This window comes from Nitrosomonas sp. H1_AOB3 (assembly GCF_015709435.1).
Taxonomy (GTDB): domain Bacteria; phylum Pseudomonadota; class Gammaproteobacteria; order Burkholderiales; family Nitrosomonadaceae; genus Nitrosomonas; species Nitrosomonas europaea.
In genome coordinates this window covers 858,027-873,153 of sequence record NZ_CP054389.1, presented here as the reverse complement: position 1 = coordinate 873,153, position 15,127 = coordinate 858,027, and the positions used below count along the sequence as shown (strand labels likewise).

Below are 15,127 nucleotides of genomic sequence, written 5' to 3'. Positions count from 1 at the left end.
CGTTTAATTTCGTACGGCGAACGAACCTGTGATTATTACCTTTCCGGGCAGTCCTTACAAGCTCAATCAGGCATTCCAGCCAGCAGGTGATCAGCCGGAAGCAATCCGCATACTGGTGGAAGGAATAGAATCAGGCTTATCTTTCCAGACATTGCTCGGCGTAACCGGATCCGGCAAAACCTTCACCATCGCCAATATGATTGCACGATTGGGCCGGCCGGCCATCATCATGGCGCCCAACAAGACACTGGCTGCGCAGCTATATGCTGAAATGCGCGAATTCTTCCCGGAAAATGCGGTCGAGTATTTTGTCTCCTATTACGACTACTATCAGCCGGAAGCTTACGTACCCTCCCGCGATCTGTTCATAGAAAAGGATTCGAGTATCAACGAACATATCGAACAGATGCGTCTCTCTGCCACAAAATCTCTGCTGGAGCGAGAAGATGCCATCATTGTTGCAACGGTATCCTGCATTTACGGTATTGGTGATCCGGTCGATTATCACGGCATGATCCTGCATGTTCGTGAACATGAAAAAATCTCGCAGCGCGATATCATTCAGCGCCTGACAGGTATGCAATATCAGCGCAACGAATTTGAATTCGCACGCGGGACCTTTCGTGTACGGGGTGATGTACTGGATGTCTTCCCGGCAGAGAACTCCGAAACTGCCCTGCGCATTTCCCTGTTCGATGATGAAGTAGAAAGCATGACGCTGTTCGATCCGCTCACCGGACAAACCCGGCAAAAAGTATCGCGTTACACGGTTTACCCTTCCAGTCATTACGTCACACCACGCAGCACCACTCTGCGGGCAATCGAAACCATCAAAACCGAGCTTGCCGGACGATTGAACTATTTTCACGAAAACCACAAACTGGTAGAAGCTCAGCGTCTCGAGCAGCGAACACGTTTCGATCTGGAAATGCTGAATGAACTGGGTTTTTGTAAAGGTATCGAAAACTACTCACGCCACTTGTCCGGGCGGCAGCCTGGAGATCCTCCTCCCACACTCATCGACTATCTGCCGGACAATGCATTGATGATCATCGATGAGAGCCACGTCACCGTTCCCCAGATCGGCGGAATGTACAAAGGAGATCGCTCAAGAAAAGAAAATCTGGTTGCCTACGGGTTCCGCCTGCCTTCCGCACTGGATAACCGGCCACTCAGGTTCGAGGAATTCGAGAAACTGATGCCGCAAACCATTTTCGTTTCCGCCACTCCGGCAGATTACGAGATACAGCGCAGCGGCCAAATTGCGGAACAGGTCGTAAGGCCGACCGGCCTGGTGGATCCGGTAATCATCATTCGCCCGGTTACCACGCAGGTGGATGATCTGATGTCAGAAGTTTCATTACGTGCTGCTCAGAATGAACGGGTGCTGGTCACTACCCTGACCAAACGTATGGCTGAAGATCTGACTGATTATTTTTCCGATCACGGCATCCGGGTACGCTATCTGCATTCTGATATCGATACAGTTGAGCGAGTCGAGATCATTCGAGATTTACGCCTTGGAAAATTTGATGTTCTGGTCGGAATCAATCTGTTGCGGGAAGGGTTGGATATACCCGAAGTTTCGCTGGTTGGTATATTAGATGCAGATAAGGAAGGTTTTCTGCGATCAGAACGTTCACTGATTCAAACCATGGGCCGCGCTGCCCGACATGTCAATGGAACCGTCATCCTTTATGCCGATAAAATCACTAATTCGATGCGACGAGCCATTGATGAAACCGAACGGCGACGCAACAAACAGAAGCTGTTCAATCAGCAAAATAATATTACGCCGCGCGGAGTCAACAAACGGATCAAGGATTTAATCGATGGCGTTTACGACAGTGAAAATGCTGCAGAACATCGGAAAGTCGCACAGATTCAGGCTCGCTATGCGGCAATGAACGAGGCACAACTTGCAAAGGAAATTCAGCGGCTGGAAAAAAGTATGCTGGAAGCAGCCAGGAATATGGAATTCGAACAGGCTGCCCAGTATCGCGATGAAATAAAGAACCTCAGAAGCAAACTCTTCATTGGCATGATAGACCCTGATGAGATCAGGGAAGTACCACAAACGGCTGGTAAAAAATCACGCAGAAAAGCTGGCAGATAACCGTAACCGGATTACCTCCATCCCGGCGAAAAATCTATTTTACTTCTCTATTTTGGCCTGGGTAGATGTAACGAAAATCAGCTCACTAAAGGTCCGGTTCAGTGTTTTGCTGGTGAAATTATGCATTCTCATACTTTCCACGAAACGGATATGCTCGCCATTACTGACCTTGGTCGTCGGTGCTGCTATCCAGAATTTTTTGCCTCCATTCGCAAGCTCCATATAGGTATACCCCGCCGCATCGATCGAGGAAACGACAACCCCCTCGTTCGCAGGCATCGTTTCAACTCCAGATGCCCCTTCTGCCCGGGCGGCAGACAAATTGAAACTCATGAGTAAAATTGCCAGAATCACAGCAGATACCGTTCTGAACATTTTGATTTCTTCCTTTATAAGAGTGTGAAAAAAGCCTGACCGGTCAGTTGATCAGAACCGGAAATTATATTGCGCATAGAATAAATCAGGCGAAACACCGGGGCGCGTATTTTTGAGGAATTCACCGGTAAAAAGTTTTGAATACCCCAGTAATACATCCTGATGACGACTGAGATGAAAATTGATCGTAAAATCTATTTCATCTCCAACATGGCGACCCGATTGGCCGGTAATATCGCGTATCGTCCCTGCCCCGGCCGCGTTATACAGGTAATCCCGTTTATTCGCCAGATAAAAACGATGGTACTGGCCGAGAAATGTCACCCATGGTTGCGGATGCAAAGTGAACTGGGCATTGAAATCGTGGATATTCTGCCGCCCTACCTGGTCGATATAGCCAAAATAATAGTGACCGAACGGAAAAAGCTGGTTGAACGTATTGCTGCGCCCGTCACGATGATTTTTATCCCCCGAGGCAAAATCATAACGCAACCAGAACTGAGGATTCATCGGAAGCGGTAACTGATAACCCACTCCGGAAGCGATTGAAAAAGCCGAAATATCGAGGTGAGAACGTTTTCCGAATTGATACATGCCTTCCAGCTCGTAGAGAATACGCTCATAATCACCCACCCAGCGTGCGCCGATCGTATGCAGGACCGAATCTCCCTGCAGCACATTGCCCTGGGTGATATTGGCCGGGGAGACGTTTCGGTTATCAATCAAACTCAGATAATACAGATCGAGCACCTGGCCCGGAATGGCCTTGTAAGTCCCCCACAAACCGACAAAGTTGCGATCTTTGTCCCAGTTATCGAACTGGTTGGGCTCAGTTACCATCGGTCGCACCCAGAATGCATCCAGATTGAACGCGGGGGTCTGCCAGAAAGTCTTTACTCCCTGAAATGTCCGGCGCGTATTTGCCCAGTCCAATGTCGATATCAGCCGTTGTGATCCGTACAAAAGTTCCTGACGCCCCACCCGCAGATAAGCCAGCCCGTCCATGAACTGCCCCAGCTTGACATCCGCAAACAGATTGAGCATGTCGGTATGGTTCTTATCGATTGCCAAAGCTGGCAGATCCAGCCCTAATGCACGCGCATCCAGCATCTCGGCAAACAGCCGGAACTGATCCTGATACCAGAGATCGGCATGAAGCCGTGTCCGTAACAAATGGTAGTCATTATTGATCCCGGCTGCATTCAAGCGGCTGTCCGTTTCATGCATATAGCGATACCAAAAACTGCCGCCGAAGGACAGCAACCAGTCACTGCCCAGATGGATACGTTTGACCGGATCGAAAAAATCTTTATCGTGGCCCGGCTGTTCAAGATAGCGGAAATCAAAATCGAAAGCCGGAGTCGTCGTCAGAGCAGAAGACGGCAAAGGATCAACCTGCGGCTTTTCCCGCCCGTTACCATCGATCAGATCCAGCAACGAGAAATACCCGGGCCCCATTGGCAGCTTGACAAAAATACCGGCACGAGGAGGCGGCGAAACAGGGGGCGCCTTGGACCAGTCGACCTGAGTTGCCGCGAGACTGCTCCCGCTGGCAAATAGCTGGCTGCTTCCGGTTGCAAGGATAAAAGAAACGATTGCTGCTTTCCGGCAAATTTTGACTGCCCCAGATGAGCTGCCGATAAACGATGTCAGCAATTTCCTGATCAAACTATTCCGATTGGAACACCATCCCGCAGGGTCAGTTGTATGCATTTTGAAATAATCACCATATAAAAGAGATCGTTACACGCTTCCGGTAACGGCACCAGACCTTGAAACATCCCGGAATCAATTTTTTCGTAAATTTTACACGTATTCACTTTGCATTCCGGGATAAACCGGAGGGAGAAATCCATGTTTTCTGAGATCATGTGGATTTTTCACCACACCCGTGCATCCTTTATGTAAGCTGTTACGCTTGATATCCGAAAATGAAGGATTCAAATAATCATCCAAAACAGACAGCTGACTGCCATGACAAATATCGATTTCAATCGTCGCCGATTCTTGCAATATGCAGCATTAGGAACACTCACTACTTCCATTCCCGGTTTTGCATCCACAGCAAATCGTCACCTCAACCAGGCACCCGATAAGACATTTAAACCGGATGTCGAAATCGCATTGACCGCACAAACGGCTGAAGTCCCGATTCTGCCAGGAGCCGCTACCCGTGTACTCAAGTACACCGGGAAATTGTTGAAAGGCCCACAGGCCGCCATCAAACAACTACCCGGCTATCTGGGGCCCATTCTCAACCTCGAGCAAGGTCAGAGAGTCCGAATATTTTTCTACAATCAATTACCGGAGCCCTGTGTTACTCATTGGCACGGTATGCATGTACCGCAGATCATGGATGGACATCCGATGTATGCCATTCTGCAGGGTGAACAGTATGTCTACGAGTTTGAGGTAAAAAATCCTGCCGGTACCAACTGGTATCATTCACACACACATGAAATGACTGCCAGACAGGTGTATCAGGGCCTCACCGGACTCATCACCATTACAGATGAAGCTGAACGCAAGCTGGATCTGCCCAGTGGTGAATTCGATATCCCGCTGGTCATCCAAGATCGCAGTTTCACGTCCGGTAATCAGTTGCATTATTCGCTGACCATGCGTCAGCGTATGCAGGGTTTCCTGGGCGATACCATTCTGGTAAATGGCCAGCGCAACCATGTTATCCCTGTAAAAACACGTGCCTACCGTCTTCGCATCCTGAATGGCTCAAACGCCAGAATCTACAAACTGGGCTGGAGCGATGGCTCTCCGATTACAGCCATCGGCACCGACGGCGGATTACTGGAAAAACCGGAAACTTTTCCCTATATCATGCTGAGCCCGGCAGAACGGGTGGAGCTCTGGGTCGATTTCAGCGGACACAAAACCGGATCCGAGCTGGCTCTGCAAACGTTGCCGTATCAGGGATTTTCCATGGGCATGGGAGGTGGAATGCGCGGTGGCAGGGGGGGAATGGGTATGCAGGAAGGTGCAGTGGATCAGGGCAGCAAAGATACGCTCGTCAGATTCACCATCACCGAACAGGTCAGTGATTCACCCAAATTGCCGGATACACTGGTTCCCATACACCGCCTGACCGTAAAAGATGTTTCCAATCCTGACAAGACGGTACCGATCAACATCGGCATGCGTCGTATGACATTCAATCTCAATGGCAGAATCTTTGAGATGCTGGATTACACCGAACAGGAAAGAATCCCGTTGAATACCGTGCAAAAGATCCGGATCTCCAATGCCAACCCGGCAATGGGCGGAGGAATGGGAAGGGGAATGCGCGGCGGCCAGGGAGGCGGAATGATGGGCATGATGATGGCACTACCCCATCCGATTCATCTTCACGGCCAGCAATTCCAGATTCTGTCACGTAAACCCGGCTACGCTGACAATGCTTATGCTACGGTCAAGGATGGATTCATCAACAGTGGCTGGAAAGATACCGTGCTGGTCATGCCCGGGGAAGAGGTCGAAATCATCAAACCCTTTATGGACTACACGGGTCTGTTTCTTTACCACTGTGACAATCTGGAACATGAAGACATGGGCATGATGCGCAATTTCTTTGTCAGCTGAATACTGGTCGATAGAAGCAAGTGCAGATAGCTCCTGCTCAAGCACCATCAATCGGGTACGATTACACCGCAGCAAGACAGGCCACGCTGTTGTATTTCTTGAAACTGATCTGCTGCAAGTTTTTTTGAAAAATCTCTCAAAAAACCCATCAACGGAGATTGTCGATATCCGATACCCGCGATCTGATCCAGTCGCGCCACAACGCAAACAAATCTTCATCAAGCGCACCAATGACTGAACGGCGCCAGGGATTGCCGGACCAGTAATCATCTTCGCTCAGCGTGCAGCGATGCCCCCCGGCTTCTTCGAGAATCAGACAGCCGGCGGCATAATCCCACGGCTTTTGGCCACCATGCAGATACAGATCAAAATATCCCGCGGCGGTATAGCACCATTCCAGTGTGCAGGTACCGTAATTACGCTGTGAGGAATAGGGAGGTCTGGAAACGATTTCCACCGCCAGCCGGCGATCCAGCCGCTTGAAATCGACATTGGCTATTGCTTTGTTCAATGGAATTTTTCGTCTGGAAAAAGGCAATGCCTTACCGTTGAGAAAAGCCCCCTTCCCCTGCTCAGCGTAGAACATTTCATCCGTTGCCGGATTGTAGACCACACCCAGCACACTTCTGCCGCCCCGCATCAGCGCCACAGAAACCGCAAAATAAGGCAATCCGTTCAGAAAATTAGAGGTGCCGTCGATCGGATCGATACTCCACAATCCGTCCTGCCCTGCTTCCCATTGTGCCAGCTGCTCTGATTCCGACATTTCTTCGCCGATCATCGCAACAGGCGCAATTTCATGCAGCCGCCCCAGCAGACTTCCCTGAGCAGCCAGATCCGCTTCGGTATAAAAACTGCCATCTGCCTTATAGATACGTTCCACCTGCAGATAGCGCGACATGATCTCTTCATGCGCAACTTCCCTCACGGCCTGGATGACACGTTCCAGCACGTTCAATCTTCCCGCCATTTGATCGAACAACCGATACTCGGAATCTGCTCCTCGGGCCCGCGTCCGGTTCTGGCTACCTGAACCATGGCTTCAAACAACTCCCGGCAAGCATCGGCAGGCGCGGCTTCTTTGCGGGAAGCATCCATCCGGCCACGATACTGCAGCTCCAACTTGTTATTGAAACCAAAGAAATCCGGCGTGCAAACCGCACCATATACCTTGGCGATTTCCTGAGTTTCATCCTGCACATAAGGAAACGGATAGGCATATTCCCGGGCTACTTTAGCCATATTTTCGAATGAATCTTCCGGATAATCTGCCGGGTCGTTGGACATGATGGCAATTGCACCGATACCGTGTTCAGCAAGCTCTCTGGTATCCCGGATGATCCGGTCGCGAATAGCTTTCACGTAAGGACAATGGTTACATATGAACATGACCAGCAATCCATTTTCACCCATCACCGAGGCCAGGTTGTAACGCTTGCCATCCACGCCGGGAAGATCGAAATCCACCGCCTTCCAGCCAAAATTACAAACTGGTGTTTCCAGACTCGCCATTCAACTACTCCTTTTCTAATAATTGACGGTATTCTTGCCTATACTATCACAGAAGTTTTTTGCTCCATTTTCTTCCCGACCATTTAACCGTTCCACATGACAGCACGCTTTTTCCATACTCCCCCTATCCGTGATGCCGAATGGATTACGCTGAACAGCGATACCAGCCATCATGCAGCTCAAGTGCTTCGATTGAAACCAGGAGACGCTGTCACATTGTTCGATGGAACCGGTGGCGAGTTCTCCGGCCGCCTCGAACAAATCAGCAAATCAGGCTGTCAGGTCAGAATCGAACGCCATCTGCCGGTCGAGCGCGAATCTCCACTGATGATCGAACTCGCGCAAGCCGTTTGTGCCAATGAAAAAATGGACTGGATCATCCAGAAAGCGATTGAACAGGGCGCTACCCGCATACAACCCCTGATCACCCGCCGTACCCTCATTCGGCTCACCGGAGAACGTGCTGATAAACGCGAACAGCACTGGCAGAAAATCATCATTGCTGCCTGTGAGCAATGTGGAAGGAACCAAATCCCTCTACTTTTGCCGCTCATGCCCCTGTCACACTGGCTGGAACAGAAATTGGCAGAAAAATACAAAAACGACAACCCAGCCGGGCACGATATCATGCTTTCCCCCGCTGCCCATCAGCGCCTGGTCGAATTATCCCCTCCCCGGACCGGAGAATGCCTGACCTTACTGACGGGCCCGGAAGGGGGATTCACCGGGGAAGAGACTGATGCCGCCCACCTCGCTGGATTCATACCCGTTCGCCTGGGCAACCGCATTCTGCGCACCGAAAGCGCAGCACTGGCTGCCATTGCCGCCGCTCAGACGCTCTGGGGGGACTATTGATAACATTTCTATTTTGATCAGCCATGAAATCGGATACCGAATTTGTCACCTGGTTTCGTTCCGTCACCCCCCATATCCATGCCAGCCATGGAAAAGTCTTCGTCATCGCTTTCGGGGGTGAAGTCGTTGAGAACGGAAAATTCGTTGAGCTGGTGCAGGATTTCAATCTGCTTGCCAGCCTCGGCATCCAACTGGTGCTGGTACATGGTGCACGCCCGCAAATTGAATCCCGGCTTCGGGCAAATCAGCAGGAAATGAGCTATGTGCAGGGCATGCGTGTTACTGATGCTGCAACCCTGCAATGTGTGAAAGAAGCCGTCGGCAAAGTACGAGTCGAGATCGAAGCCCTGCTGTCGATGGGCTTACCCAACACACCCATGGCCAATGCCGCCATACGGGTAGCCAGCGGTAACTTCGTAACCGCCCGGCCGGTCGGTGTGTTGGAAGGCGTGGATCTGCAATATACGGGAGAAGTACGTCGTATCAATACCACGGCAATTCTCGATCAGCTCGAACAAGGGACGGTAGTACTGCTCTCCCCTCTGGGTTATTCGCCGACAGGGGAAATTTTCAACCTGACGCTGGAAAATATTGCCGCTGAAGTAGCTGCCGCTCTCCAGGCCGATAAATTAATTTTTCTGGTGGATACACCAGGAATCCGGCAGCAAACTGAATCAGGCGCCGTATTACTGCCGGAACTCACTGTCAGGCAGGGTAAAACACTACTTGCAACAATGGAAACAGCAACAGATCAGCCGGATGAGGATACCCGGCTCTACCTGCCATGGGCGTTACATGCGTGTGAAAAGGGAGTGAAGCGCGTTCATCTCGTCAGCCGCCATATCGATGGCGCACTGCTGCTCGAACTGTTCACTCATAGCGGTATTGGCAGCATGATCACACGTGACCCGTTGCAAATCATCCGCCAGGCTGAAATCGAAGACATCGGTGCTATTCTCCAATTGATCGAACCATTAGAGAATGCAGGTATCCTGGTACGGCGCAACCGGGAATTGCTGGAAATGGAAATTGAGCGCTTCACAGTGATCGAACACGACAACATGATCATTGCTTGTGCGGCACTCTACCCTTTCCCGGATGACAAGGCATGCGAACTGGCCTGCCTCGCAGTACACCCCGAATATCGCAAGGCAGGTATCGGCCGGATACTGATCGATCACCTTGAAGATCGGGCCAGGGAACAAGGTTACCGCCGCCTGTTCGCACTCACCACCCGTACCACTCACTGGTTCGTAGAACGCGGCTTTTCGGAAACCACCCCTGACCAGCTTCCTCGACTGAAACAGAATTTTTACAACTACCAGCGGCGTTCCAAGGTATTCGTCAAATTGATCTGAAGAACCACAGATACTGCTCTGGTCAATATCTTGCGGTAAGGGTGATGAGTAGTTTGTAACAATGGGAAACCTGTTTTTTTATAGGGAGATGTGATGAGTGATCCAAACAACGGGGCTATCATTTTTGTTCATGGATTGCTGGGTTTTTCATCTTTTTCCATTTTCGGAAAAAGGGTGCATTATTTCCGGAATCTGCGCTCCAGTTTGAGGAACAGCACTCGGCAGGTTCTCTTTCCAGAATTACCTGCTACCGGATATATCGAAGATCGCGCACGTGTTCTGGCAAATTTCTTAGCTCACATCAGCGCGGATCGTATCGATCTGATCGCGCATAGTATGGGGGGTCTGGATTGCCGATATTTGATCCACCATCTGGACCCGATGCACCGGGTACGGAGTTTAACCACGGTTGCCACGCCTCATCATGGATCACCTTTAGCAAAATGGACTATCGAAGGATCAGATATGTGCTTTCGTTTGATGCACTCCATTTCCATACCCGCCGTCAATGATTTAACCCCCGAATCATGCGCCCGATTCAACATAGAAATCAGTAATCGGAAGGATGTCAGATATTGCTCGTATGCGAGTACGCGCTGCCCTACTGACATGTCATTCATTCTGCGTTCCTGGGGAAACAAGATTGCTGCAAACAGTGGCGATAATGACGGGATGGTGCCCGTGGCATCGGCACAATGGGGAGAATTCAGAGATGTATTGCAGGCAGACCATTTTGAACTGACCGGCTGGAGTTTCGCCTGGCCGGATGCACGCAAAGCACGACCGTTTAATCATCTTCAGTTTTATCTCAATCTGGTGCGGGAACTTACTGAAAATCACTCATAACGTTTAACCATTCTTCAAGCTTGGGAGGATAAAAATGTCTGGCGAGAAATCTGGAAGAAACTTTATCTTTTACTTTTACCCAAGCTTGTTCATTGCGGCGAATGCGCTTTTTATCGGCATGGTACTGTTTTTATTCTATGCCAGCATGCAGCCACCCCACCTGCTGGAAGATACGGTAAATACCTCGCCCTACAGGCAGATCGCGTCATGGTTTGATCCCATATTTTTTCAATATAACCTGGTATTGCTGGTTTTCGCTGTCGGGATTATTCCACTGATCACACTTTGTTATACCAGCTCGATGCGCGAGGAAAAGAAGCGCCGCCTGCAACGGGAACTTCCGCCCGCGATCTATTCCGCCAACAGCAACTATATTCAGAATTACCTGAGCAAGATTTCCAGCATACGCAGTTATCTTGGTAGCATGATGAGCCTGATGTTCGTGGTGATGTTTGGCTGCATGATCATCTTGCTGCTGAAACCGGCTCCGTTGGCACTTCCGGATCTGGCATACGCTAACGGAGTCGATTACAGCAAAGGAGCCAACTTTCTAATGCTTGGCACGTACATGAAATCTTACATGGTAGGAAACAGAGACTATATCAACGTCCTCGTCTATACCCTGACCGCGTTTCAGTTTGGCTTCCTGGGCGGGTATGTCTACTTTATCGGGTTAATGGTCCGGAGCTACTTCACTCTGGATATGACGCCCAACATCTTTATCAACAGCAGTGTGCGCATGATTACGGGATCTTTACTGGCGGTGGTTCTGAGTTATTTCCTGATCGATCCCGACAAATTTTCAGAACCCGATGCAATCCTAATCAGAAGTCTGCCCGTATGGAGTTTCTTCATCGGCCATTTTCCTGATCGTGGTCTGGTATTTCTCGAAAATATCGCAACCAAGGCACTTGGTTTAGTCCGGATTCACGAATTTGCCTCACCACTCTCAGATTTACCGGGTATCAACTATAACCAGGAAATTCTTCTGAAACGGGAGGGATACGACAATATTGAAAATCTGGCTAATGCCAATGCGCTGGATATCGCCCTGCGAACCGGTTTCAGTTACCAGCAACTCGTGCAGTGGATCAGTCAGGCACGTTTACACGGTCATCTCCGGAACGATTATCACGCGTTCGTCAATTGCACCGGCATTGTTTCATTGGATGATTTCGTTCATTTCTACCGCACGGTTAAATTACAGAATGGCGCTGCAGACCCGATTGAACTGATCGTCGCCAGTCTCAAGAACGAAAAACATGATCTCGATGACAAAATTCGCATTCTCAGATATCTGGCAGATCCCCGCGATTTGGCCACTGACATACCTCATTCCATGCGTGATGAAAACAGTGCTGCTGATCAGGAAACAATTTCAAATAAATCCTGATGATCGACTCATGGAAAGGCAGATTTCATCTGCTGCCCATGCTGTTCTCGTGAAAATCACCAACACAGGTATCCTGCCGGACTTTCTCAAATAAACAGATGGCTGCTGCCGTAGCGACATTGAGTGATTCGGTACACCCTGGCATAGGTATCATCACTCGCTGATGTACGGTTTCCAGAAGTTCTTCTGAAATCCCGCCCCCTTCATTCCCGAAAACAAACACGACCGCCCCTCGTAAATCTGTGTGAAAAAGATTGCTGGCATCATGCAATGTCGTTGCCACGACATTGCCGGCAAACTGGCGGGCAACTTGGATCAGGTCGACATTCTCATGAATTTTCAATGAAAAATGCGCTCCCATGCCTGCTCTCAGTGTTTTGGGCGACCAGGCGTCGGCACAATCGGAGGAAAGGAAAACACCTTCTACGCCGGCAGCAGCGGCAGAGCGCAGCATCGAACCCAGGTTACCGGGATCCTGAATACCTTCCAGTAAGATACTAAAAGAATTCTGGTATGTGTCTGCAGGTAGTGTATGTTGAGGAATATCAATGAGCGCCAGTATGCCAACCGGCGTTTTAACAGGCGATATCTGATTGAATAATGTATCACTCAGCATCAGACAATCTGTTTTCTGAGGATCTTTATCAATATGAATCAGTAACTGACTGATTTCAGGATGCTGGCTACCGGATTCACTGACAATCAGCAACACCGGGGTCTTGCCAGATGCCAGGCAGGACTGCAGTAAATGGATGCCATCAAGCAGCGTCATGCCTTCATCATGACGCTGACGTGCCGAGTGTTGCAGCTTAAACAGCTTCTTGAATAAGGGATGTTCGCGAGAAGTAATATGGCGCACGCCGCTGCAATCTGTAGATTACTTGAATGACGGCATACTATCAGGAATACTGCGAAGGGAAAAATATCCCTGTTTGAAAGCAGGCTACAACAGCCAATCAGACATTGCTTATGTAACCTGCGAAGCTATACCAAAGCCTGGTTATCACAATGGCAACCAGTAGAAACCTGCAATTTCCTATTCGATTGATCTGGGTTTTCCCCCTCCTTCCTGATCTTCAGCAGGAATCTGGTGAAATGGCTGAACAGTTTTTCCATACGATGACGAGTCAGGCGAATTGGGTACAGATGGTTTGCAAGCGGCCACAGCCATTACCATCGATACGATGACCATCAATTTGATCTTCATACTTATCCTCTTATCCTTGAGATTTACGAAATGTTTCCCGGAACTGCATCAAGAGAGTAGAGGAAAGAGGACATCGAAATACTGATCCAGATCAAACTCACATGATTGCGATACCGGGAAATAGCAATGCCGAGGTCAGCAAATTGCATTTATCTCGTTATTTCAAGGTCGATGGAAAGCAACGGTCTTGACTACCTTTCCTGCAGAAGGCAGAATACGCGCTCTGTCGTTCAGATACATGGCGAATTAGCTCAGTGGTTAGAGCAGCGGAATCATAATCCGTTGGTCCGGGGTTCAAATCCCTGATTCGCCACCACTCATCATCATTCAGCAGCTCACACCGCAATATAGACCCGTACAGCCAATCCATAGCCCTGTTGTAGTCAGCCATATTTTAGTTTGGCTCACCATCACGGCTCGAATATGGCTTTCAGTCAAGCGCTTCGGCATTAAAGGGGCCGCAAACAGCCAGATCCGATTCGCTGCATGCAGGTAGTTTCGAAGCCAGGTTACGTAACGCAGTACGCAATCCTTCTTCCAGCACCGGATGATAAAACGGCAATCGCAATAAATCCCATACACTCAAGGACTGATCGATTGCCAGTGCCAGCAAATGCGCAAAATGTTCTCCAGCCGGTGCACACATTTCTGCACCCAGCAGCCGGCCACTGTTTGCAGCAGCATACACACGCAGCACACCACGATTAGACTGGGCCGAACGTGCCCGCCCCTGACGGCTGAAATCTACTTCACCCGTCCGGATATCCTCATGTTCGAGCAATCGAAAAGATTTTCCAACCACGGCGATATTAGGATCAGAAAATACAATAGCCAGTGGCACGCGCCGTTTGAAACAAACCAATTTTTCTCTGGTTGCATTCAAGCCGGCAATATGTCCGTCATCCGCAGCTTCATGCAATACAGGAGAACGTTGATTGACATCACCCGCCAGGAATACCGGCAGATCAGCAATCTGTAAAGTATCAGGATTTACGGGTGGCAAACCTCTTTCATCAAGCGGCACACCCAATGCTTCCAGATTGATATCATCAATGTTTGGTCGCCTCCCCAAAGCAGCCAGTACACTGTCGACCTCGATTCTAATGTCACCCGAATTGACCGTAATCACGTCACTATCGGCATTTACCGTAATATCCGCTCTGGTTCCAAGATGCAAAGAAAATTCTTTGGATAACAGTGTCACTGCTGCCTGATTGATAAGAGGGTCAGTAATACCGCCGATCATTCTGCCGGAACCAAAGCCGGTAACACGCACACCCAGCCTGGATAGTGCCTGCGCCATTTCCAGACCTACCGGCCCCATACCGATAACAGCGATGCGTTCTGGCAAAGCTTCCTGTTCAAACAGCGTATCTGTCGTAAGCAAACGTTTGCCAAGACTTTGCCAGGGCTCCGGTACGACGGGCCGGGAACCAGTTGCAATGATGATTTTACGAGTATGAAATTTTTCACCATTGACCATCACCTGATGCGGAGAAAGAATATGAGCACGGCCTGATATGGCCCGTTCACTCAATTCCCTGGTCGCGCCAAGTGTACTGGTGACAAAATCATCCCGTAGTCTGCGCACACGCTGCAGAACCCGTTTATGATCCACTCCCAACTGATCTGCACCCGTAATGCCGAATTCATTAAAACTGACTCGCCGGTAAAAAGCATTGGCAGCCTCGATCAATAATTTGGAGGGCATGCACCCCACCCGGGCACAAGTAGTTCCCCATGGACCTTCATTGATCAATATGAAGTTGTCAGTGTGTTTTTTTACCTCACGCAGAGCAGATAAACCAGCGCTGCCTGCACCAATGATTACCACATCAAATTTATGCATAAAGCTCTGATCCGGATAATTT

General features: G+C 49.6%; 13 protein-coding genes and 1 tRNA gene. 7 read left to right on the top strand and 7 right to left on the bottom strand.

Going from position 1 to position 15,127, the window contains the following annotated elements; genetic code table 11:
* The first annotated feature begins 28 nt into the window (after positions 1 to 28).
* Positions 29 to 2,116, top strand: coding sequence for an excinuclease ABC subunit UvrB (uvrB, locus tag HRU73_RS04210; protein WP_276678852.1), 2,088 nt, complete (start codon positions 29 to 31; stop codon positions 2,114 to 2,116).
* A 39-nt stretch (positions 2,117 to 2,155) separates the two neighbouring features.
* Here uvrB and HRU73_RS04205 read toward each other — a convergent pair whose 3' ends face one another.
* Together HRU73_RS04205 and HRU73_RS04200 are read right to left on the bottom strand one after the other, a co-directional pair.
* The gene (locus tag HRU73_RS04205; protein ID WP_276678853.1) at positions 2,156 to 2,491 is read right to left on the bottom strand and encodes an NrfJ; all 336 of its coding nucleotides are present in this window, start codon (positions 2,489 to 2,491) and stop codon (positions 2,156 to 2,158) included.
* Positions 2,492 to 2,542: 51 nt separating this feature from the next.
* Complete coding sequence (locus tag HRU73_RS04200) at positions 2,543 to 4,204, bottom strand: alginate export family protein (protein ID WP_287399586.1); 1,662 nt, start codon at positions 4,202 to 4,204, stop codon at positions 2,543 to 2,545.
* Positions 4,205 to 4,465: 261 nt separating this feature from the next.
* Here HRU73_RS04200 and HRU73_RS04195 point away from each other — a divergent pair, with 261 nt between their 5' ends.
* Positions 4,466 to 6,085: a multicopper oxidase family protein gene (locus HRU73_RS04195; RefSeq protein WP_287399585.1), complete on the top strand. Its 1,620-nt coding sequence runs from the start codon at positions 4,466 to 4,468 to the stop codon at positions 6,083 to 6,085.
* A gap of 148 nt (positions 6,086 to 6,233) precedes the next feature.
* Here the strand turns inward: HRU73_RS04195 and HRU73_RS04190 are convergent, their stop codons facing one another.
* Together HRU73_RS04190 and HRU73_RS04185 are read right to left on the bottom strand one after the other, a co-directional pair.
* The gene (locus HRU73_RS04190; protein ID WP_287399584.1) at positions 6,234 to 7,055 is read right to left on the bottom strand and encodes an inositol monophosphatase family protein; all 822 of its coding nucleotides are present in this window, start codon (positions 7,053 to 7,055) and stop codon (positions 6,234 to 6,236) included.
* The gene (locus HRU73_RS04185) at positions 7,040 to 7,597 is read right to left on the bottom strand and encodes a thioredoxin family protein (RefSeq protein ID WP_287399582.1); all 558 of its coding nucleotides are present in this window, start codon (positions 7,595 to 7,597) and stop codon (positions 7,040 to 7,042) included. Before HRU73_RS04185 ends, HRU73_RS04190 begins: the two co-directional genes overlap by 16 nt.
* A gap of 96 nt (positions 7,598 to 7,693) precedes the next feature.
* On the opposite strand from HRU73_RS04185, the gene HRU73_RS04180 reads away from it, so the two are divergent.
* The 4 genes from HRU73_RS04180 (at position 7,694) to HRU73_RS04165 (ending at position 12,049) form a co-directional block, all read left to right on the top strand.
* Complete coding sequence (locus HRU73_RS04180) at positions 7,694 to 8,452, top strand: 16S rRNA (uracil(1498)-N(3))-methyltransferase (protein WP_287399580.1); 759 nt, start codon at positions 7,694 to 7,696, stop codon at positions 8,450 to 8,452.
* 23 nt (positions 8,453 to 8,475) lie between these two features.
* Positions 8,476 to 9,810 carry an amino-acid N-acetyltransferase gene (gene argA / locus HRU73_RS04175; protein ID WP_287399579.1) on the top strand — a complete coding sequence of 445 codons (1,335 nt, stop codon included), beginning with the start codon at positions 8,476 to 8,478 and terminating at the stop codon, positions 9,808 to 9,810.
* Positions 9,811 to 9,903: 93 nt separating this feature from the next.
* Positions 9,904 to 10,656, top strand: a complete 753-nt coding sequence (locus HRU73_RS04170; protein WP_287399578.1) for an alpha/beta fold hydrolase — start codon at positions 9,904 to 9,906, stop codon at positions 10,654 to 10,656.
* Between the two features lie 34 nt (positions 10,657 to 10,690).
* Positions 10,691 to 12,049, top strand: a complete 1,359-nt coding sequence (locus HRU73_RS04165) for a helix-hairpin-helix domain-containing protein (RefSeq protein WP_287399577.1) — start codon at positions 10,691 to 10,693, stop codon at positions 12,047 to 12,049.
* Between the two features lie 25 nt (positions 12,050 to 12,074).
* Here the strand turns inward: HRU73_RS04165 and HRU73_RS04160 are convergent, their stop codons facing one another.
* Positions 12,075 to 12,908 carry a TrmH family RNA methyltransferase gene (locus HRU73_RS04160; RefSeq protein WP_287399576.1) on the bottom strand — a complete coding sequence of 278 codons (834 nt, stop codon included), beginning with the start codon at positions 12,906 to 12,908 and terminating at the stop codon, positions 12,075 to 12,077.
* 177 nt (positions 12,909 to 13,085) lie between these two features.
* Entirely contained in the window at positions 13,086 to 13,256 is a 171-nt protein-coding gene (locus tag HRU73_RS04155) for a hypothetical protein (RefSeq protein ID WP_158297460.1), read from the bottom strand.
* A gap of 240 nt (positions 13,257 to 13,496) precedes the next feature.
* Here HRU73_RS04155 and HRU73_RS04150 point away from each other — a divergent pair.
* A tRNA-Met gene (locus HRU73_RS04150) sits at positions 13,497 to 13,572 on the top strand.
* 114 nt (positions 13,573 to 13,686) lie between these two features.
* Here the strand turns inward: HRU73_RS04150 and HRU73_RS04145 are convergent.
* The gene (locus HRU73_RS04145) at positions 13,687 to 15,105 is read right to left on the bottom strand and encodes a dihydrolipoyl dehydrogenase (RefSeq protein WP_287399575.1); all 1,419 of its coding nucleotides are present in this window, start codon (positions 15,103 to 15,105) and stop codon (positions 13,687 to 13,689) included.
* Positions 15,106 to 15,127 lie beyond the last annotated feature (22 nt).